This window comes from Amycolatopsis lexingtonensis (assembly GCF_014873755.1).
GTDB lineage: Bacteria > Actinomycetota > Actinomycetes > Mycobacteriales > Pseudonocardiaceae > Amycolatopsis > Amycolatopsis lexingtonensis.
Genome location: NZ_JADBEG010000001.1, coordinates 8886707 through 8907561 on the forward strand (window position 1 = coordinate 8886707; position 20855 = coordinate 8907561).

Annotated in this window: 12 protein-coding genes; 7 read left to right on the forward strand and 5 right to left on the reverse strand. The window is 69.5% G+C overall.

What is annotated here, in order from left to right; translation table 11 throughout:
• The first annotated feature begins 415 nt into the window (after positions 1 to 415).
• From H4696_RS50460 to fxsT, 3 genes are read left to right on the forward strand one after another with little or no spacing between them, the layout of a single operon-like run.
• Entirely contained in the window at positions 416 to 1924 is a 1509-nt protein-coding gene (locus H4696_RS50460) for a VMAP-C domain-containing protein (RefSeq protein WP_338078713.1), read from the forward strand.
• Positions 1908 to 2999 carry an AAA family ATPase gene (locus H4696_RS41475; protein ID WP_420831537.1) on the forward strand — a complete coding sequence of 364 codons (1092 nt, stop codon included), beginning with the start codon at positions 1908 to 1910 and terminating at the stop codon, positions 2997 to 2999. The genes H4696_RS50460 and H4696_RS41475 overlap by 17 nt, the downstream gene beginning before the upstream one ends.
• A 1-nt stretch (position 3000) precedes the next feature.
• Positions 3001 to 7428, forward strand: coding sequence for an FxSxx-COOH system tetratricopeptide repeat protein (gene fxsT / locus H4696_RS41480; RefSeq protein WP_086858610.1), 4428 nt, complete (start codon positions 3001 to 3003; stop codon positions 7426 to 7428).
• A gap of 37 nt (positions 7429 to 7465) precedes the next feature.
• On the opposite strand, the gene H4696_RS41485 is transcribed toward fxsT, so the two are convergent.
• The 3 genes from H4696_RS41485 to H4696_RS41495 all read right to left on the reverse strand — a co-directional run bounded on the left by H4696_RS41485 (position 7466) and on the right by H4696_RS41495 (position 10779).
• The gene (locus H4696_RS41485) at positions 7466 to 9313 is read right to left on the reverse strand and encodes an HEXXH motif domain-containing protein (RefSeq protein WP_086858609.1); all 1848 of its coding nucleotides are present in this window, start codon (positions 9311 to 9313) and stop codon (positions 7466 to 7468) included.
• Complete coding sequence (locus tag H4696_RS41490) at positions 9313 to 9501, reverse strand: hypothetical protein (protein WP_086858608.1); 189 nt, start codon at positions 9499 to 9501, stop codon at positions 9313 to 9315. The genes H4696_RS41485 and H4696_RS41490 overlap by 1 nt, the downstream gene beginning before the upstream one ends.
• Before the next feature lie 99 nt (positions 9502 to 9600).
• Positions 9601 to 10779 carry a TetR/AcrR family transcriptional regulator gene (locus H4696_RS41495; protein WP_086858607.1) on the reverse strand — a complete coding sequence of 393 codons (1179 nt, stop codon included), beginning with the start codon at positions 10777 to 10779 and terminating at the stop codon, positions 9601 to 9603.
• Positions 10780 to 10928: 149 nt separating this feature from the next.
• Between H4696_RS41495 and H4696_RS41500 the strand changes: the two genes are divergently transcribed.
• Together H4696_RS41500 and H4696_RS41505 are read left to right on the forward strand one after the other, a co-directional pair.
• The gene (locus H4696_RS41500; RefSeq protein WP_086858606.1) at positions 10929 to 12140 is read left to right on the forward strand and encodes an acetyl-CoA C-acetyltransferase; all 1212 of its coding nucleotides are present in this window, start codon (positions 10929 to 10931) and stop codon (positions 12138 to 12140) included.
• Between the two features lie 8 nt (positions 12141 to 12148).
• Positions 12149 to 14320: a 3-hydroxyacyl-CoA dehydrogenase NAD-binding domain-containing protein gene (locus H4696_RS41505; protein ID WP_086858605.1), complete on the forward strand. Its 2172-nt coding sequence runs from the start codon at positions 12149 to 12151 to the stop codon at positions 14318 to 14320.
• 56 nt (positions 14321 to 14376) lie between these two features.
• Here H4696_RS41505 and H4696_RS41510 read toward each other — a convergent pair whose 3' ends face one another.
• The gene (locus H4696_RS41510; protein WP_086858604.1) at positions 14377 to 14682 is read right to left on the reverse strand and encodes an antibiotic biosynthesis monooxygenase family protein; all 306 of its coding nucleotides are present in this window, start codon (positions 14680 to 14682) and stop codon (positions 14377 to 14379) included.
• Positions 14683 to 14844: 162 nt separating this feature from the next.
• Between H4696_RS41510 and H4696_RS41515 the strand changes: the two genes are divergently transcribed.
• A complete protein-coding gene (locus H4696_RS41515; protein ID WP_086858603.1) occupies positions 14845 to 17181 on the forward strand; it encodes a GH92 family glycosyl hydrolase in 2337 nt (778 codons plus the stop codon).
• A gap of 73 nt (positions 17182 to 17254) precedes the next feature.
• Positions 17255 to 18730, forward strand: a complete 1476-nt coding sequence (locus tag H4696_RS41520; RefSeq protein WP_086858602.1) for a DUF3558 domain-containing protein — start codon at positions 17255 to 17257, stop codon at positions 18728 to 18730.
• Here H4696_RS41520 and H4696_RS41525 read toward each other — a convergent pair.
• Complete coding sequence (locus H4696_RS41525) at positions 18727 to 20775, reverse strand: MMPL family transporter (RefSeq protein ID WP_086858622.1); 2049 nt, start codon at positions 20773 to 20775, stop codon at positions 18727 to 18729. The genes H4696_RS41520 and H4696_RS41525 overlap by 4 nt on opposite strands.
• Positions 20776 to 20855: the final 80 nt, after the last annotated feature.

Below are 20855 nucleotides of genomic sequence, written 5' to 3' on the forward strand. Positions count from 1 at the left end.
GGAGTCGAGTTTCCGCAGCCGGGACAGCGGAACCGCACTGAGGTCGAGGAGTTCGGACTCGATCTCCGGTCGCCTGGTGCCGCCCGGTGATCGCATCGCGATTTCCCCTCTCTCGAGAACCCGCTTGGAGGCGCGCGTAAGCTAGCACGCCCCTTCGAGCCCCCTCGCGAGGTGGCCCCCGAACGTCAGCTTACTCCGGACGGCGGAGGGGATCCGGCGATTTTCGCTGTGCGGGACGCCGGACCCGGGAATGACGTGAAGTGGTTGCCCGGAGCTTCCGATTCCCCCGGCCGGGACACCTGAAGCTCGCTCGTGTGGTGGTCAGGCACGCGCTGTGTCATGTTTTTGCCCTTTTACGGTTAAGCCGAACAGGTAAACTCACGATCTTCGGTGCGCTTCTCGGGGGTGGGAGGTGGTGCGGCAGGTGGTGGCGAGGCAGGGACAGCCCGGCCCGGGTATCGCGGTCCGCAGGGCGGTGGTGGACGTGCTGGTGGTGGCCGGCTTCGCCGATGACAAATCCATCCGCACCCTGATGGTCGGTGAACTGCGTGAGGCACTCGACCACCCGTTCACCTTTTCGGACCAGCTGACCGGCCGTGACCAGCTGATCGAAATCGTCTCCGCGTGCTGCCGCCTCCGCGAAGGCCTCAACGTGCTGGCGGGCGTGATCGAGTTCCTGCGTCCCGGCAGCAAGGAATGCGCCGAGGTGCGCGCTCTCGTCTCTTCGGTGCGGATGCACGAAGTAGTGCCCGAAGCGGAACAGGAAAAACTGCGTGAACGGCTGGCGGGGTTCGCTCCGCCGGGACTCGCGAAGGCCGTGCGCCGTGCCGCCCGTTACGTCTCTCCGCCGCCGCGTTACGAAGACGCGTCGGCGGCCTTCTCCGGTCTTGCCGACTTGAACGCGGGGCCCGGGGAATTGCCGCCGCTGCTGATGTTCGTCGAACTGATCGCCGCCGAGTGCGACCGCGCTCTCGCCGCGGAACTGCGCGCGTGGTCGGACGGGCAGGTCCGGCGGTTGCGCTTGCGGGACGCCCTCGACCAGCTGCGCGCTGAACTCACGGCGCCCCGGCCCGCCGCCGCGGGCCGGCTGTACCTCGTCGTCCTCGTGCGCCCGGATCCCCTCGAAGACGACCTGTACGAGTTGTCTTCGTGGCGGCAGGACGATCCGGCGGACTGGCCGCCCGCGCGCGGGGAAACGGTGCTGGTCCGGCAGAACCAGCTGGAGCGCCACGTCGACGTGCTGGTCGGTGAAGCCGAAGAAGCCTGGTCCGAGGTGGCGGCCGACGTCGTGGTCGAGTTCGTCCTGCCGCGGGAGCTGCTGAACCTGCCCGTGCACGCGTGGACGACCGAGCGCGCTTCCGGCGCACCGAAGCCGTTGTACCTCAGCTACCCGACCGTGGTGCGTTCGCTGGAACGGATGAGCTCACCGCGCTGGCACCGCGTCTGGCGGCAGCGCTGGGAGTCGTGGACCCGTGATCCTTCGTTCGAACGGGTGTATTTCTGCGGTGCCGGTGACAGTCCCGATCGACTCCGGCTCGAGGCTGTTTTGAGCAATCGGCAATGGGCGATGACCGTGCTCACCGAATCGCCGCCGGTCAGGGCGGCAGCGGGCGAGGACGAGCTTTTGCCCGCGTTGCGCGCGGGGGTCCCGGTCATCGTCTGGCACCCATCGGCCCCTTCGGAACTCGTTCGCGAAGTGGTAGCCTGGCTAGCCGAAAGCCGTGGCGGATTGGGGGATTTGCCCGCGCTGGCGAGGGAGTCTCGACTGGACGCTCTTCGGAATCCGCCGTCGTCGGGCGATGGTGGTGTACTCACGGACCTGGTGGTGCTATGGGACGACCCGAATCGGTTGCTTCCCATCGGCGAAACCGGGATCATCGGGCACCTCGAAGGAGGTGCCGATTCGCGTGACCGAGCTTCCTGACACCCGGATCGGAGCGTCGCAGCATCCGGACAGTCCGCCCGATTGGTGGATTTACCGTGGTACCGGCCGCCCGTTGCACGACATCAGGCTGGCCGACCGGTTGCCGGACCCGCCGCCGTGGCGCACCTTCCGCGGCGCGACGCTCCCCGAGCGGGACGTCTTCCCGCCCGACGACGGGGAAATCGAGCGCAAGCTGGGCATCGAACTCAGCTACTCCGCGCGGAACGTCGACGAGCACGAAGTCGAGATGGTCAACGCGGCGCTGTACCTCCGCCGCCCGTTGCTGGTCACGGGCCGGCCGGGGAGCGGCAAGTCGAGCCTGGCGTACCGGATTTCCCGCGAACTCGGGCTGGGCCGGGTACTCCGCTGGGCGATCACCTCGCAGACCACGCTCAAGTCCGGCCTCTACGACTACGACGCGATCGGCCGGGTCCAGGCCGCCGCCGCGTGGAAGGAACTGGCCGCCTCCGGCGTGGGGACCCCGGGCGAGGTCCCGATCGGCGAGTTCGTCCGGCTGGGTGAGCTGGGCACGGCGTTCCTCCCCCGGCGGCTGCCGCGGGTGCTGCTGATCGACGAGCTCGACAAATCGGAATCGGACCTGCCGCACGACCTCCTCGGATTGTTCGAGGACGGCGAATTCGCGGTCCCCGAGCTGGCCAGGGACGCGCGCCGCTCGGTGCGGGCCGAGGTGTTCACCGCGGATCCCGGGTACACCGCCGAAATCGAGCACGGCCGGGTCCGGTGCCACGCGTTCCCCATCGTCGTCATCACCAGCAACGGTGAACGTGAATTCCCGCCCGCGTTCCTCCGCCGGTGCCTGCGGCTGGAAACCCGGGATCCGGACGCCGGCCAGCTCGCGGCGATGGTCGCCGCGCACGCCATCGACCCGGACGGCCGCCGGGCCGCGCTGATCGAAGACTTCGTCACCCGCAGCGCGGGGGTGGGCGGGCTGCCGGCGGACAAGCTGCTCGACGCGATCTTCCTGGCCACCTCGGGCGCCTACCGGGCCGAGGACGACGCGTGGCCGCGCCTGGTCGATTCGCTGTGGCGACAGCTCAATCCGCAGGGGCCCTGAAATGGCGGACCCCACCGCGGGCGAGCCCGACCTGACGTGGACCGAACTCGGCGACGGCCTGTGGCTCATGGCGGCGATCAACGCGTCCGCCACCCCGGGCCCCGCCCCGGCGGAGCGTCCGGCACGGCCCGGCGGAACGCCGCCGGATCCGGTCGAGGACCGGCGGGACGGTCCCGCACCGGTGTCCCGCGACAGCGAGGAACCCGAGCTCGTACCGGCCGCGGGCGGGGGCGGTCCCGCCCCGGGCACACCGCCGGACGATCGGGAATGGCTCACCGAGCAGGCCGCCGGAAACGGCGGTCTGCTCGCACCCGAGCCGGGTGCCGGCCGGGCGGACGCGGAACTCGCCGGAGTGGCGACCGCACCGGTCCTGCCCGGCGCGGCGCAGCTCGTCCGCGCGTTGCGGCCGTTCAAGCGGAAAGTCGCGTCCAGGAGCGAGGCCGACGTCGAACTCGACGAAGACCGCACCGCGGAGGAAGCGGCGCAGAGCGGGATGTGGTTGCCGGTCACCCGCCGTCGGCGCGACCGATGGCTCGACCTCACGCTCGTGATCGACTCGACGCCGTCGATGGCGCTCTGGACCCCGACGGTGAACGCGTTCGTCCGCTTGGTGGAGCGCGTCGGCGCGTTCCGGTCCGTCCGGGTCCGGCTGCTGGAAACCGGCAAGACCGGCCCCGCGGAAGGGGGCGCGGTCGTCGGCCCCACCCTGCGCGGTGGGACGGCCGACGCCCCGGCCAGGGGTGCGGGAGAGCTGATCGGCTCGGCCGGCCGGAGCCTGCTGCTGCTGGTGACCGACGGCGTGAGCGACGCGTGGCACCGGGACCTGGTTTCCCCGATGCTCGCCCGCTGGGGGCGGGCCATGCCGGTCGCGATCGTGCACCTGCTGCCGCACCGGCTCTGGTCGCGCGGCGGGATGGGCATCTGCCAGACGGTGCTGACCCCGCCGGGACCCCTGCGGCCCAACGGAAGCTACGACGTGCGTTCGGCCGACGTGCTGCTGGAACCGGGCGAAGCCGAAGAGCTCACCGCGGGCGCGGTGCCGGTGCCGGTGTTGGAGCTGCAGGACCGGTGGCTCGGCTGGTGGGCGTCGCTGGTGACGGGAGTGGGCGGCGTGCCGCGGAAAGCCGCGGTGGTGCTCGCCCGCGACGAGCCGCGGCCGGCCGACGCCGACACCGGGACGCGGGTGGAATGGTCGGCACGGGAAAAGGTGCAGCAGTTCCACAGCTCCGCGTCGCCACCGGCATTCCGGCTGGCGACGCTCCTCGCCGCGGTGCCCGTGGACGTCGGCGTCGCCCGGACCCTGCAGGCCGAACTCGTCCCGGGCTCCGGGCCCGACCACCTCGCCGAGGTGTTCACGAGCGGGCTGCTCGAGCGGGCTCGCGACGGAACACCGTGGGATCGCGCCCAATGGGAATTCGCCGGCCACGTGCGCCAGCTGCTCCTGCGCGGCGCCCGGCGCTCGGACACGGCGCACGCGGTGATCAGCGCGTCGCGGCGCTTCGGGGACCAGAAGCCGGTACTGGTGCGGCTGCAGGCCGCACTGGCAGCCCCGGACGCCACCCCGGACCCCGTGCTCCCGGCGACGACGCCCGAGGAGATAGCACTGGAACGCGACCTGATGCGTGCGTTGTCCGGTCCGTATTTGTCCCGGGCGGATCGGTTGGAGAGTAGAATCGCGGGCATTGGTCAACTCGGCGACCGAACGTCCACTAGCATCCCGGCGGTGAGTGACACGATGTCGCAGGAACTCAAGCCGATGGGTTCCTCGAGTGAACCTGAATCCGTTGTCCGTCCCGATGCCGGGACCGTGGACATATCTCCGTCGTCGAGCGAGGCGCCTCCGGCTCTGCGCACGAAGGTCGTCCGCGATGTTGCCGACATGACCAGTCGAAGCGTACGCCGTTCTGGTGATGAAGCACCACCCGTTTGGGGTGTTGTTCCACCCAAAAACCCCAATTTCACCGGGAGGCGTGAACTACTCGATCAATTGGGTGAGCGGCTGGGCGCGGGCACCACCGCTGTCCTGCCTGCGGCGTTGCACGGAATGGGCGGTATTGGCAAGACGCAGATGGCGGTGGAATATATCTACCGGCACTTGCAAGACTACGACATCGTGTGGTGGATCCAAGCCACCCAGCCCACGCAGATCCGCAAGTCGCTCACCGAACTGGCCCAGCACCTGCGGCTCCCGGGTGCCGACGAAGCCATCACTGCAGTCCCGGCGGTCCGCGAGGCGCTGCGGCTCGGCCGCCCTTACCGGCGCTGGCTGCTGGTCTTCGATTCGGCCGAAGACCCGGAGATGGTCCGCCCGTTCTTCCCGGTCGACGGGCCCGGCCAGATCCTGGTGACGTCCCGCAACCCCGGCTGGGCCGGTATCGCGCGTCCGCTGGAAGTCGCCGTCTTCCAACGCGACGAAAGCAAGAACCTGCTCAGCCTTCGTCGCTCCGGGCTTGCCGACGAGGACTCCGACCTGATCGCGGAGAAGCTCGGGGACCTGCCGCTCGCCGTCGAGCAGGCGGCCGCGTGGCTCGCCGAGACCGGCATGCCGGCGCAGGAGTACCTGAGGCTGTTCGACGAGAAGGTCACCGAAATCCTCGACACCTCCGCCCCGAGCGACTACGAAGTGTCGGTCGCCGCCGCGTGGAACGTGTCCTTCGACGAGCTGAGTTCCCGCAGCCCGGCCGCCCACCAGCTGCTGCAGGTCTGCGCCTTCTTTGCTCCGGAACCGATTTCCCGGAGCTTGTTCGCCGGGGTCCGTGGAATCTCCGTCGCGCCCGAACTCGACTCGGCCCTGAGAGACCCGATGCGGCTCAGCCGCGCGATTCGCGACATCAACCGCTACGGCTTGGCCAAGATCGACCACCGTAGTGACACCCTCCTGCTGCACCGGCTGGTCCAGCTCGTACTGCGCAACCGGATGGGCGAACAAGACCGCATGGAACTGCGCCACGGCGCGCACCTGCTGCTCGCGAACCTCGACCCGAACGACCCGGCTTCCCCGCAGACGTGGCCGCGGTACCAGGAGATCCTGCCGCACATTTACGACACCGAACTGACCCAGTGCACCGATCCCTGGGTGCGACAGCTCGTCATCAACCTTTTCAAATTCCTCTACCACTGGGGTGACCACCAAGGAGCGCTCGCACTCGCCGAGAGGGCGGTCAAGGCGTGGGCGACGGATCGGGAGGAACGGCTTGCTCGAGGCGATGAGCCCGTTGAAGATCCGCCTTTGCTGGAGCTCGCCGCATCCGAGCGGTTGGCCTTCTTCTACTGGGTCGTCGGGCGGTACGACGAAGCTGAAAAAGTCGCTAAGGAGACGCGGCGGCGCTACATCGAGGCAGTCGGCCCGGAAAGTGAAGAGACGCTGGCCGCGCAGCTCACATACGCACTGATTCTGAAGGCGCGCGGTGATTTCGCGGAGGCGCGGAACCGCAACGGGGAAATCTTCGAACAAACCCGAGGGCTGTTCGGCAATGACGATCCGACCACTTTGTTGTCCGCGCACGAGTTCATCGTCGCCCTCCTGTTGACCGGCGAGTACGAAGCTGCACGTGAACTCGCTGGGGAAACGTACAGCCGTCGATCCGAAATCTTCGGTTACGACAACGAAAATACGATCTTCACTCAGGTGGTGTTCGTGCTCGCCCGGCGTGAACTGGGACACTACCAGTGGGCTCGGATCGAAATGGAGCGTATCGCCGCGCGAGCTGAGCAGGTTTACGGTCGTGACAGCGTCGGCACGCTTCGACGTCGATACTTCGAGTCGGTGGCTTGCCGCAAGGACGGCGACCACGCGGCAGCATTTGAGCTTTCGAGTGATGCGATGGTGAAGATCCGGGGTCGCTACGGCAATGACCACCCGAACGCGATGGTCTGTGCGCTGGGGCATTCCATCGACCTCCGGCACGCGCGGAGGTTCGCCGACGCCCGCGCTCTGGGCGAAGAAGTTTACGACCTCTATCGCCAGAACCTCGGGGAAAATCACCCGCATACCCTGTCGGCTCAGCTCGACCTCGGGGTGACCCTTCGACTCGGTGGTGATCCGGCCAGTGCCCGGGTGGTCGATGAGAAGGCGCTGGCGGGATTGCGGGAAACGCTCGGCGAGGACCACCCGCACACGATCGTCTGCGGGATCGACCTGGCGAGCGACCTTTTCGCGCTGGATCGGATCACCGAGGCGGCGGCTCTGGATGCCGACCTGCTGGACCGTGCCCGCCGCGTCATGGGTGAAGATCACCCGACCACCTTGGCCGTGCAGCTCAACCGTTCGCTGGACCTGCGAGCCCTGGGCGAAACAACCGAGGCGGACGCGCTCTACGACGATGCGCTCCGGCGGTACCGCTTGGTGCTCGGCGAGAACCACCCGGGTACCGAGTCGGCGGTGCGCGGTGTCCGAGCTGACTGCGACATCGATCCGATGCCGCTGTAGGCGGTCCTTTCTCGCGAAATTGTTCCCAGCCGATCACTCAATGAGTGAACCGGCCCAGCCAGCCGGCGATCGCTTCGACCGACGGAGCCGATCCCTGTTCATCACGCAGGAGGCGATGCACCGCCCGGACCAGTTCCGGGCGGTGCAGCAGTGCCCGGGACGCCGGCCCGGTACTCCTGGCCGCGAGAGCCAGTCCCAGTCCGGTCAGAGCGGCGGGGTCGTCCGGGTTGGCGGCCAGGAGTTGCCGGTACCCGGTCGCGGCTTCGTCCGGCTCCCCGGCTACGAAATGCAGATCGGCTTCCGTCGCGCCGGGAACTGCGGACCCGTGTGCGGCGAACCGCGCACGACCGTCCGTGCCGAGGCGGAGCCGGATCAGGTCCGTGCGGGCGTCGTGCCAGTCCCCGTCCGGTACCGGAGTCGGCAAGGGGTCCGACAAGGCCGCGGCAGCGGAATGCGGTCGCGCGATCCCGGCCCGCCAAGCTGCTGCCAATTCCGCCACAATGCCGGGGTCGGGCCGTAAATGCCTGGTCCGCCAAGCCGCGTAGTGATCTTCGGCGGCGAAACGCGCCCATGTCCGAGGGGCACCTGCGACCGATTCCTTCTGCCACGGGAGGAGCTTCGCGGCAACACCGTCGAGGAACCGGCGGCCGGCGGCAGTGAGGCTTTCATCGGTGCGGACCAAGGTCAGGGTGCGCCAGACCTGTCCGCGCCACAGCGCGAATTCGAATGCGGCGAGTTCGTTGTCCGGCTCCGCCGCGGCAAGGGCCCGCCAGAAAGATGCCACCCCGAAAAAGGCGTAGATGCCGTGCAGCACACCGCCGACGGGGCGTGGGTCGTCCCGCCACGGTGCATACAATCGCTCCCGCCGGTCATCGTGGTTCAGGCGCACGATATGGAGCAGGCCGCCCAGCCGGATGTGCTGGAATTCGTGGACCAGTGCGGCAGCGAGCGGCGCGGGATCCTCGCCGTACGAGATGATCGCGCTGCCGAAAGCCTCGCCGGTCGACGCACTCGGCAGCCGGAACGGCACAGCGGGCTCGGGAACCAGGGAGTCGAGGCCGACCGGCAGCGCTTCCGCGACCGCGGGCAGGTATCCGGTGAGCAGCCGCCACGCGTCGGCGAGCACCGTTCGCCAGGATTCGACTTCGACGGGGCTCAGCCGTTCCGGCTGAATCGGCTCGTACAGCCCACGATACGGATCCAGGTCGTCGATGCGAACGGAGAGCCGTTGGCCGTCGGACCACGCCACGGCTTCGCGGACTCCGTGCCAGCCTGGCGCGTCGGCGGACACTTGCGTCGGCAGGCGAACTCGTGACCGCGGGTTGCTGATCTCGACGCGCCCGCGGCTTCCCCGGATGTCGGCGACCGAAAATGGCGCTTCGGTCCGCAGTTGCGCGAGGCCGAGTGTCGGCAGAGCTACTTTTCCTTGCCACACCGGCAGCTGTGCCTCGAAAGGGATTCCACCGCGCACTGCGGCCGCCGCGGCCAGGCAGTGCAGGTGGCCGAGGTGCACCCAGAACGGGCAGACTCCGGTGATGTCCTGCCGGCAAAGCCGCGTGGTGTAGCCCGCCCACGTCCCGGTGTAGGGATGGGCGAGGATCGTTTCGAGCGCGCGCGGCGCCGTTCGTTCGACTCGCGCCAGCAATTCCCACGCGATTTCGGGCGACGGCAGCGGCCGGTATGAGTCTTCGGACTTCGCCGAAACTTCGACCAGGCCGCGCAGAAGCAGGAGGCGACGGCTCCGTTCGGCGGCACGCAGCTTGCGGACCGGTTCGGGGCCGCCCTCGCCGCGTGCCACCGCGTCGAAATCCGCCCAGGGCAATAGGTGACGAGACAAGCCGCCGGCGGAGTCGATCGTTTCGTCGGCTGCCTCGCTGCGCGACATCAGTCGACCCGCTTGGCCTGACTGCCGCTCGCCGTGACTTGGATGTGCGAGACCCGTTCCACCGCATGCCGCAATGACTTGCGCAGTTCGCCGCCGTCCAGGGTGCGCAGTCTGGTGAGGGAGACGCCGCCGAGGTCGAGGAGTTCGGATTCGATTCCGTCTTCTGTGCCGGAACGAGCTGCTTGCATCGCGCTTTTCCCCTTCCGCAGGGAGAGCGGACCCCGTCGGCCCGTTTCGATTGTCCCGCATTCCGGGCCGTTTCGACAGGGACGGACGCCGTGCGCCGATCAGGTTACGTCCAGCACCGTGTGCAGGAGGGTCGTCAGCTCCGCGGCGAAGTGGGGGCGGGCCGCCACCCGGCGGGTGCGCGCGAGGTCGTTTGCGATGGTCAGCGCCGCGTGGACGGTGATCTTCGCTTCCCGGGGCGGCAGCGAAGGACGCACCGTGGAAAGCAGCGTGACCCACTGGGCGACGTAATCGCGTTGCACGCGCAACAGATCCGCTTTGTCGCGGTCGGGCATCGTGACGCGGTCCGCCGAGAACGACACCAGCAGTTCCGGCGTGTGCAGAATCGTGTGCACGTACGACTCCGCCAGGCGGCGCAGGGCGGTCCGTTCGTCCGGGGCCTGCAGCGCGCGCTCGGCCGCGAGGGCGAGGCGGTCCGCCGCGCGGTGGCCGATCGCCACCATCAGGGCCGCCTTGCTCGGGAAGTGGCGGTAGACGCTCGGGCCCGCGATGCCCGCCGCCGCGCCGATGTCCTCCATGCTCACGTCGTGGAAGCCGCGCTGCGCGAACAGCGCCGTCGCTTCCGCAAGGACCTGCTCACGGCGAGACGGCGTGCCCAGGCTCAGCGCCGAAGGCACCGGGGGCGCGGACGGCGAAGGGAGTGTGGCGTTCAGCACACCCATCGCCAGTTCGACCAGCAACTGGGCGAAGCGGCGGCGCGCCACCGACGTGTGGTGCACCGACACGCTGCCGAACACCGACAGCGCCGCCCAGCACAGCAGTTCCGCGTCCTCGCCGGGCAGATCGGGGCGCCGGGCGAGCAGGGCCTTCGACCACGCCGCCAGCGCCAGCGCCGACCGGCGCGCGATCTCCCGCTGGTCCTCCTTGGGCAGGTGGCGGCCCTCCCAGCGCCAGAGCGCCGCGATCTCCCGGCGCTCGACAGCCTGCGTCGCGAGCCGGCGGAGGAGGGATTCCAGCTGGTCAGCGGGCGGAACGGCGTCCGACAGCGCTTCCGCCGTCGCCGCCTCCAGGTCCTCGAAGCCGCTGAGGACGACGTACGCCAGGATCGCCTGCTTGTCCGCGAAGTGGCGGTACAGCGCGGGGCCGGTGACGCCCGCCGCGTCCGCGATGTCCTTGATGCCGACCCCGGGGAAGCCGCGCGCGCGGAACAGCTCCGCCGCCACCGCGGCCAGCTGGGCCTTGCGGTCGCGGGGGCGCGCGGTGCGCTCGACGTCGGTCATGGTGAGTGAACGATAGCGGCTAACGGCACACCTGCAACCCATTGACACCATGGGGTTATCCGGCGATATGTTAATGGTCATTAGCCCTACTGGCCGGTATCATCGGCCACGGTACGAAGACGTCCCACACGCTCGCGAGGAGTTGTTCTGTGAGTAGCGAGGCCTACATCTACGAGGCGATCCGCACGCCTCGCGGCAAGAACAAGGGCGGTGCCCTGCACGGCACCAAGCCGGTCGACCTGGTGGTCGGCCTGATCAACGAACTCAAGGTCCGCCACCCGAACCTCGACCCCGCGGTGATCGACGACGTCGTACTCGGCGTGGTCTCCCCGGTCGGCGAGCAGGGCGCGGTCATCGCGCGCACCGCCGCGCTGAACGCCGGTCTCCCCGAGACCGTCGCCGGCGTGCAGCTCAACCGCTTCTGCGCCTCCGGCCTCGAAGCCACCAACACCGCCGCCCAGAAGATCCGCTCCGGCTGGGACAACCTGATCATCGCCGGCGGCGTCGAGTCGATGTCGCGCGTGCCGATGGGCTCCGACGGCGGCGCGCTGTTCATGGACCCGGCCACCGCGTACGACAACTACATCGTCCCGCAGGGCACCGGCGCCGACCTGATCGCGACCATCGAGGGCTTCTCCCGCGAGGACGTCGACCGCTGGGCCGTCCGCTCGCAGGACCGCGCCGAGGCGGCCTGGTCCGGCGGCTACTTCGCCAAGTCCGTCGTCCCGGTCAAGGACATCAACGGCGTCACCGTGCTGGACCACGACGAGCACCGCCGTCCCGGCTCCACCGTCGAGGGCCTCGGCAAGCTCAAGCCGGCCTTCGCGGGCATCGGCGAGCTGGGCGGCTTCGACGCCGTCGCGCTGCAGAAGTACCACTCGGTCGAGAAGATCAACCACGTCCACACCGGCGGCAACTCCTCCGGCATCGTCGACGGCGCCGCGCTGGTGCTCGTCGGCTCCGAGCAGATCGGCAAGACCTTCGGGCTGACGCCGCGGGCCCGGATCGTGGCGACCGCGTCGATCGGCTCCGAGCCGACGATCATGCTCACCGGCCCCACGCCGGCCACCGAAAAGGTCTTGAAGACCGCGGGCCTCAAGCCCGAGGACATCGACCTGTGGGAGCTCAACGAGGCGTTCGCGTCCGTCGTGCTCAAGTGGATCAAGGACCTGCACCTCGACGAGGACAAGGTCAACGTCAACGGCGGCGCGATCGCCATGGGCCACCCGCTCGGCGCCACCGGCGCGATGCTGGTCGGCACCGTGGTCGACGAGCTCGAACGCCGCCAGGCGCGCCGCGCCCTGGTGACCCTGTGCATCGGCGGCGGCATGGGCGTCGCGACCATCATCGAGCGGGTGTGAGGAAAGAAATGGCCGAGAGCAAGACCATCCGCTGGGAACAGGACGGCGACGGCATCGTCACCCTGACCCTGGACGACCCGAACCAGTCGGCGAACACGATGAACGCCGACTTCCGCGAGTCGCTGGGTGTCACCGTCGACCGCCTGGAGGCCGAGAAGGACTCCATCACCGGCGTCGTCATCACGTCCGCCAAGAAGACGTTCTTCGCGGGCGGCGACCTGAACGACCTCATCCAGGCCAAGCCGGAGAACGCGGTCGAGCTGACCGAGGGCAGCACCCTGATGAAGGGGCAGATGCGCCGCATCGAGCAGCTCGGAAAGCCGGTCGTCGCGGCGATCAACGGAGCCGCGCTCGGCGGTGGCCTGGAGATCGCGCTGGCGACGCACCACCGCATCGCCGCCGACGTCAAGGGCAGCCAGATCGGCCTGCCCGAGGTGACGCTGGGCCTGCTGCCCGGCGGCGGTGGCGTCGTGCGCACCGTGCGCCTGCTCGGCATCCAGAGCGCGCTGCTGAACGTGCTCCTGCAGGGCCAGCGGCACCGCCCGGCCAAGGCGCTCGAGCTCGGCCTCGTGCACGAGCTCGTCGGCACGGTCGAGGAGCTCGTCCCCGCCGCGAAGGCGTGGATCAAGGCGAACCCCGAGGGCGGCGTCCAGCCGTGGGACGTCAAGGGCTACAAGATCCCGGGCGGCACGCCGTCCAACCCGAGCTTCGCGGCCAACCTGCCGGCGTTCCCGGCGAACCTGCGCAAGCAGATCAAGGGCGCGAACATGCCGGCGCCGCGGGCGATCCTGGCCGCCGCGATCGAGGGCGCGCAGGTCGACTTCGACACCGCGATCACGATCGAGACGCGCTACTTCATCCACCTCGCCACCGGCCAGGTCTCGAAGAACATGACGAAGGCGTTCTTCTTCGACCTGCAGACCATCAACTCGGGCGGCTCGCGCCCGGACGGTTTCGAGAAGTACACGGCCAAGAAGGTCGGCGTGCTCGGTGCCGGGATGATGGGCGCCGCGATCGCGTACGTCTCGGCGAAGGCCGGCATCGACGTCGTCCTCAAGGACGTCTCGCAGGAGGCGGCCGAGAAGGGCAAGGGCTACGCGGAGAAGCTGGAGCAGAAGGCCCTTTCGCGCGGCAAGACCACGCAGGAGAAGTCGGACGCGCTGCTGGCGAAGATCAAGCCGACCGCCGACCCGGCCGACTTCGCGGGGGTCGACTTCGTCATCGAGGCCGTGTTCGAGAGCGTCGAGCTGAAGCATAAGGTGTTCGGCGAGATCGAGAGCATCGTCAACGCCGACGCGGTCCTGGGCTCCAACACCTCGACGCTGCCGATCACCACCCTCGCCGAGGGCGTGCAGCGGACCGAGGACTTCATCGGGATCCACTTCTTCTCGCCGGTGGACAAGATGCCGCTGGTCGAGATCATCTGCGGCGAGAAGACGTCGCCGGCGACGCTGGCGAAGGTCTTCGACTACACGCTGCAGATCAAGAAGACCCCGATCGTCGTCAACGACAGCCGCGGCTTCTTCACCTCGCGTGTGATCGGCACGTTCATCAACGAGGCCGTCGCCGCGCTGGGCGAGGGCGTCGAGCCGGCGTCGATCGAGCAGGCGGGTTCGCAGGCGGGCTACCCGGCGCCGCCGCTGCAGCTGATGGACGAGCTGACGCTGACCTTACCGCGTAAGATCCGCAAGGAAACGCGCGAGGCGATCGAGGCCGCGGGCGGCACCTGGAAGGCGCACGCGTCCGAGGCGGTCATCGACCGGATGCTGGACGAGTACGACCGCAAGGGCCGCTCGACCGGCGCGGGCTTCTACGAGTACGACGCCGAGGGCAAGCGCGTCGGCCTGTGGCCGGGCCTGCGTGACGCGTTCAAGTCCGGCTCGACCGAGGTGCCGTTCGAGGACCTCAAGGAGCGGATGCTCTTCGCCGAGGCGCTCGAGACGGTGAAGTGCTTCGACGAAGGCGTGCTGACGTCGGTCGCGGACGCCAACATCGGCTCGATCTTCGGCATCGGCTTCCCGGCGTGGACCGGCGGTGTCATCCAGTACATCAACCAGTACGAGGGTGGCCTGCAGGGCTTCGTCGACCGGGCGCGTGAACTCGCGGCCCGGTACGGCGACCACTTCGAGCCGCCGGCCTCGCTGGTCGAGAAGGCCGCCAAGGGCGAGATCTACGAATAGGCAGCAGTGACTCCGTGAAGGCCACCTCGTGTTTCTCGAGGTGGCCTTCACGGCGTTCAGAGCGTGACCGCCACCTCGGCGTGGCTGACGTGATCGTCCCAGCGGCTCAGCGCTCGCCGTGCGGCATCCTCGAGGACGGCTTCTTCGTAGCTGTCGCCGGCGAAGCCCCGCACGGCGTCGAGGTCGGTGAAGAACGTGATCGAGGTGAACTCGACCTCATGGCGATCCGGGCGGCGCAGCAACCGGGCGCCTCGGAAACCGGGCACGTCACGCAGGTGCTCCGCCACTTCGGTCTCATAGTGCCGTTGGTAGTCGTCAGCCGTCGCGGCGGGCGCCCAGCCGCGCCAGGTGCGTGCGATCATGCCCGGTTCCCCAATCCGTCGAGGGGCTCGACGGTACCCGCGGTGTCCGAGCGGAAGCTGTGCCCGAGTTCCGCGCCCAGGCCGAGTGGTAGATCGGACTGTCCGACGGTTTGTCCGCTTCCGTTCGCCCGGAATCCACCGAAGGCGGGTTAATCTCCGCCCATGCGCCGTCCCGTCACGGTGGCACTGGCCGCCGCCTTGTTCGCCTCCGCGTTGACAACGATGTCGGCAGCCGCCGACCTGAGTCCCGCCGACTTCGTCGATCCGCTGATCGGCTCCGCTGGGGACGGCAACACCTACCCGGGCGCGACCGCGCCGTTCGGGATGCTCTCCTGGAGCCCGACCAGCACGCGCGGCGACCAGACGTCGACCGGCGCCGCCAACGGGTACCAGTACGACACCACCCGCGTCCGCGGTTTCGCGTTAACGCACGTTAACGGCGCCGGCTGCAACCCCGGTGCCGCCGGGGACGTGCCGATCCTGCCGTTCGCCGGCGACGTCACCTCCTCGCCGACCGCCGACACCACCGACGCGGTCTACGCGAGCAACTTCAGCCACGCCGACGAGAGCGCGTCGCCGGGACGGTACCGTCTCGGCCTGGCCAACGGCGTCACGACCGACGTCGCGGCGACCGAACGCACCGCGATCGGCACACTGGCCTACCCGGAGGGCAAGCCCGCCAGCCTGCTGTTCCGCACGTCGAACTCGCTCAACGGCAGCGAGGACGCCGAAACGCACCTCGACCCGGCGAACCGCCAGGTCACCGGGTCGGTGCTGACCGGCGCGTTCTGCGGGCGCCGCGCGAACGGCGGGGTCAACAACCGCAAGTCCTACTACCGCCTGTACTTCACCGCGCGGTTCGACCAGCCCTTCACCGGCACCGGGACGTGGAAGGATGCGACCCTCCAGCCCGGCGGCACGGACCAGACCGGCGGCGAAGGCTACGCGACGGGCAAGGACCGCGCGGGACGCGGCTCGGGCGGTTACGTCACCTTCGCGCCCGGCAGCAAGGTCACCATGCGGCTCGCGATCTCGTACGTCTCCCTCGACGGCGCCGAACGCAACCTGCGCGCCGAGCAGCCGCCGAAGTCCACCGTGGACAGCGTCGCCGGCGCGACGAAGCGGGCCTGGAACGCCGAACTGAGCCGGATCGGCGTCGGCGGCGGCACCGCGGGCCAGCGGATCGTCTTCACCACCGCGCTCTACCACAGCCTCCAGCAGCCCAACCTCGTCAGCGACGTCGACGGCCGGTACCTCGGGATGGACCGGCAGGTGCACCGCGTCGAACCGGGGCAGGACGCGCAGTACTCCAACTTCTCCGGCTGGGACCAGTACCGCGCCCAGATCCAGCTGCTGGCGCTGCTCGAACCGCGCGTCGCCGGGAACTTCGCGCAGTCGCTCTACAACTACGCGAAGCAGAACGACGGCGTCTGGGACCGCTGGGTGCACGTCAACGGCGCGACGCACGTGATGACCGGCGACCCGTCGGCGGCGACGCTCGCGACGTTCTACGCGATGGGTGTCCGCAACTTCGACTACCGCGGCGCGTTCGACTCCCTGTACAAGCAGGCGACCGTCCCGCGACCGGAAGGTCTGCAGGACGGCGGCTGTCCCGGACAGTGCGTCGGGCAGCGGCCGAACCTTACGCAGTACGTCACGTCGCACTACGCGCCGAACGACGTCTGCCACTGCTGGGGCGGCGCCGCCGAGACGCTCGAAGACGCGATCGCGGACTCTGCAATCGGACATTGGGCGGAACAGCTCGGGCGGACGAGCGAAGCCGCGGAGCTGCGCGCACGCGGCGCGTACTGGCGGAACGTCTTCAACCCGGAGACCGGCTACGCGCAGGCTCGCAATCTCGACGGCAGCTGGGTGACGCCGTTCGACCCGGCGAGCGACCGCGGGTTCGCGCAGGGGAGCGCGGCGGCCTACACGTGGATGGTCCCGCAGGACGTCTCCGGTCTCGCGGACGCGATGGGCGGCAAGACCAATGCGGTCTCCCGGCTCGACGGGTTCTTCCACGACGCGAACGGCAATTGGCAGCTGAAGGGCGGCGGGCCGCTCAAGTACGACCCGACGAACGAGCCCGACATCCACGCGCCGTGGCTGTACAACGAGCTCGGGCAGCCGGCGAAGACGCAGGAGACCGTCCGGCAGCTGGTGAACTCCGTCTACACGACCGGCCCGGCCGGCCTGCCCGGCAACGACGACCTCGGCACGATGTCCGCCTGGTACGTCTTCGCCGCGCTCGGGATCTACCCGCGCACGCCGGGAACGGGCGAGCTGCTGCTGTCGAGCCCGCTGTTCGCCTCCGCCGTCGTGCGGCCGGCGGGCGGGGCGCCGATCCGGATCACGACGTCCGGGAGCGGGAAGTACGTCGCCGACGTCCGGCGCGGCGGACGGCCGCAGCGGGAGTGGAAACTCGACGCGTCGTTCCTACGCACCGGCGGCACGCTCGAATTCCGCTTGGCCGAGACACCGACGACCTGGGGGCGCTGATCACCCGATCGGGTTTACCGCCGCCGCGGGTACGGTCTGCGGGGTGGTTTCGCCCGTTCACAGAACGATCTTCTTGATCGACGTCGAAAAGTACGGCGCCGCGGAGAGAACGACACCCGACCTGCTCGCGTTGCGGAGCGGTCTGTACGGGGCATTGGAAAGGGCCTTTCTCGACTGCGGCCTGCCTTGGCAGGAGTCACGGCTCGACGACGCGGGGGACGGCCTGTTCGTCCTCGTGCCCGCCACCGTGCCCAAATCGGCTTTCGTGGAGCGGTTTCCCACCGCGCTCGCCGAGGCCGTGCGCGCGCACAACGCCCGGCACCCGAAGCAGGCGCAGATCCGCGTGCGGGTCGCTCTGCACGCCGGGGAAATCGCCTACGACGAGCACGGAGTGGCGTCGCGGGCGATCATCAAGGCCTATCGGCTGCTCGACGCGAAGGTGCTCAAGAAAGCACTCGCCAAATCGGACGGCGTGCTGGCGCTCGTCATGTCCGAATGGTTTTTCGAAGAGGTGGTGAAACAGAGCCCGCACGCGAAGCCCGACACCTACCGGCGGGTGAAGGTGAAGGTCAAGGAAACCCACGAAACCGCCTGGATCGCCCGGCCCGACGACCCCTATCCACCGCAAGCCCGGCGGACCTGGCTGCGGTGGCTGGGCGCGGTCGTCGTGACCGCGCTCGTCGCCGTCGGCGTGGTCGTCCTGTGGCCCGGCGACGACACGTTCCTGGGCGACCCCCGCACCGCGGACCCGTGCGCGCTGACCTACGCCGAAGCGCTCAACGCCTACGGGATGGTCGAGACGTCCGAGGACTACGGCAACTTCGACCGCTGCGACGCGCTCGTGTACCTGACGCAGGACCGCAAGCAGTTCGTCGACGTCCGCGTCGAGTTCGCGAAGGGCGTCTCGGACCCGAGCCTGCCGGTGCACCGGGAAGGGACGCTGGGGATCCAGCGCCCGCCCGCCCGGCCGGACAACTGCGTCCGGCTGGTGCTCCTGCCGGACGACGAACAGGTGGTCTTCCAGGCTCGCGAGACCGGCGCGCGGCCGGTCGACCTGTGCGGGATGACCGAGACGGTGCTGGCGAGCGCACTGCTGAAGCTGCAGCGTGGCGACATCGCCCGGCGCGAGCTGCCCGCCGGATCGCTCGCCGGGAAGGACGCCTGCGCGCTGATGGACGCCACCGCTGTGACGTCCGCCGTCGGCGCCGGGCCGCTGGAGCGGACGCCGGACTTCGCGAACTGGGGATGCGACTGGGACTACACCGACCGGCCCGGGGTGGTGAAGGTGCTCTTCGACCGGAGCGAAGCCGAGAACCTCCACGGCACTCCGGTCGAGCTGCCCGGCTTCGCGGCGCGGGTGCGGGCCGCGATGCGCAGCGACACCAGCTGCACCGTCTCGATCGTCTACCGCCAGTACACCGACCCGAACCACGTGCTGACCGACGAGCTCGTGCTCGTCGACGTCGAGAAGAGCGACGAGCCGCCGGACCGGTTGTGTGCCCCGGCCCGGCAGCTGGCGGACACCGTCGCGCGGCGGCTGCAGGCCTAAGGCTCGAGCGCGAAGTGCGGGAGCCGCCGGTCCAGCCACTTCGGCAGCCACCAGGCCCGCTCGCCGAGCAACCGCATGATCGCCGGCACGACCAGGCAGCGGATCACCAGCGCGTCCAGCAGCACCGCGACCGCGAGGCCGAGACCGAACTGCGCCAGCATCCGCGACGGGTCGAGCAGGAACGCGCCGAACACCAGCACCATGATCGCGCCGGCCGCGGTGATCACCCCGCCGGTCGCGGCGAGCCCTTCGCGCACCGCGAGCCGTGCGTCGCCGGTGCGCCGCCACTCCTCGTGCATCCGCGACACCAGGAACACCTCGTAGTCCATGGACAGCCCGAACACGATCGCGAAGATCATCACCGGCACGAAGGCCTCGATCGGGCCGGACTGCGCGCCGAACCAGCCGTCGCCGAACACCAGTGTCATGACGCCGAGCGAAGCGCCGATGCTCAGCAGGTTCAGCAGCGCCGCCTTGAGCGGGATGAGCACCGACCGGAACAGGACCATCAGCAGCAGCGCGGACAACCCGACGACGACCAGCACGAACAGCGGCAGCCGAGCGGCGACGGCGTCCGCGAAGTCCGTCGCGGCCGCGACCTGCCCGCCGACCAGGTAGTGGCCCGGAAGCGACGGCAGGACCTCGGTCCGCAGCCGCGTCACCAGCTCGGCGGTCGCCGCGTCCTGCGGTGACGTCGCCGGGAAGGCGAGGACGGTCCGGCCCGCCGGGGGTAGCGCTCGGGCGATCCCCGGCGTCGACGCCAGCCGGTGCTGCAACGCGACGGCGTCGCCTTCTTCGGCGACGACCGCGAGCGGGCCGGTGAAGCCCGGGCCGAAGCCCTCCGCCAGCAGGTCGTACGCCTTGCGCGTAGTCGACCCGGCCGGGTCGGTGCTCGCGTCGGCGAACCCGAGCCGCATGCCCAGCGCCGGGATCGACAGTCCGATGAGGAGGAGCAGGCCGATCGTCAGCGGTGCCGCGGGCCGTCGCTGGACGCCGTCCGCGAGCCGGCGCCACGCCCGTCCGTGCTCGCGCTTCTCCGCGTGCCGCCGGATCCCGCGTTCGAGCCGCTTCCCGAACAGCGAAAGCAGCGCCGGGAGCAGCGTCACCGACGCGAGCATCGTCATCAGGACGGTCAGCGCGACCGCCAGCGCGACGCCGCGCAGCCCGCCGAGCCCGAGCGCGAGCAGGCCGAGGAGCGCGATGATCACCGTCGTCCCGGCGAACAGCACCGAGCGGCCGGCGGTGTCGAGCGCGCGCCTCGCCGCTGCTTCGCGGTCGAGGCCGTTCAGGATCTCCGTGCGGTAGCGAGAGAAGACGAGCAGCGCGTAGTCGACGCCCACTCCGAACCCGACCAGCATCATCAGCGGCGAGGTGTAGCTCGCGATGTCGACGCAGTGCGAGACGACCGTGATGACGCCGAGCGTGCTGCCGACGGCGAAGACCGCGGTGATGACCGGCAGCCCGGCCGCGAGCAGTGAGCGGAACAGGAACACGAGGATGACCAGTGCGGCGAGCAGCCCGACGCCTTCCGCGGGCCCGCCGCCTCCGGAGATGCGCTCGACGGGATCCCCGGCGAGCGCGGCCTCGACGGGACTGTGCCCGACGACGTCGGCGAACCGCACGATGTCGTCGTAAGGCAGGTCGGTCGAGGCCGCGTCGAAGGTGACGGTCGCGTAGCCGATCCGGCCGTCGGCCGACAGCGTCTCGAACGGCCCGGTCACCGACCGCACGTGCGGCTGCAATCGGACATCGTCCAGAACATGTCCGATTGCGGCGCGCTGTGTCTCGAGCCCGCTGTCGGACTTGAACACGATCTGCGCGCTCGTGCCCGATTGCGCGGTGTTCCGCAGCAGGTCGACGACCTGCTGGGACTCGGTTCCGGGCAGCGAGTTGTCGTCGTGGAACGCGGCTCCGGTAAGCCGCGAGGTGAGCGTGACGCCGATGAGGACCAGCGCCCAGAGTGCGACGGCGAGCCACCGGTGGCGCTGCGCCCAGCCCGCCAGCTTCGCCAGGCTTCCCCCGGTGGAGCGAGTGATGGTGTCCATGGCGGACAAGGATTCGCGTTCGGGGGCCTGCTCCGCGTCGAGCACGGGAGGACACTTGCGCTCCTCCCGGCGGAGTCCCT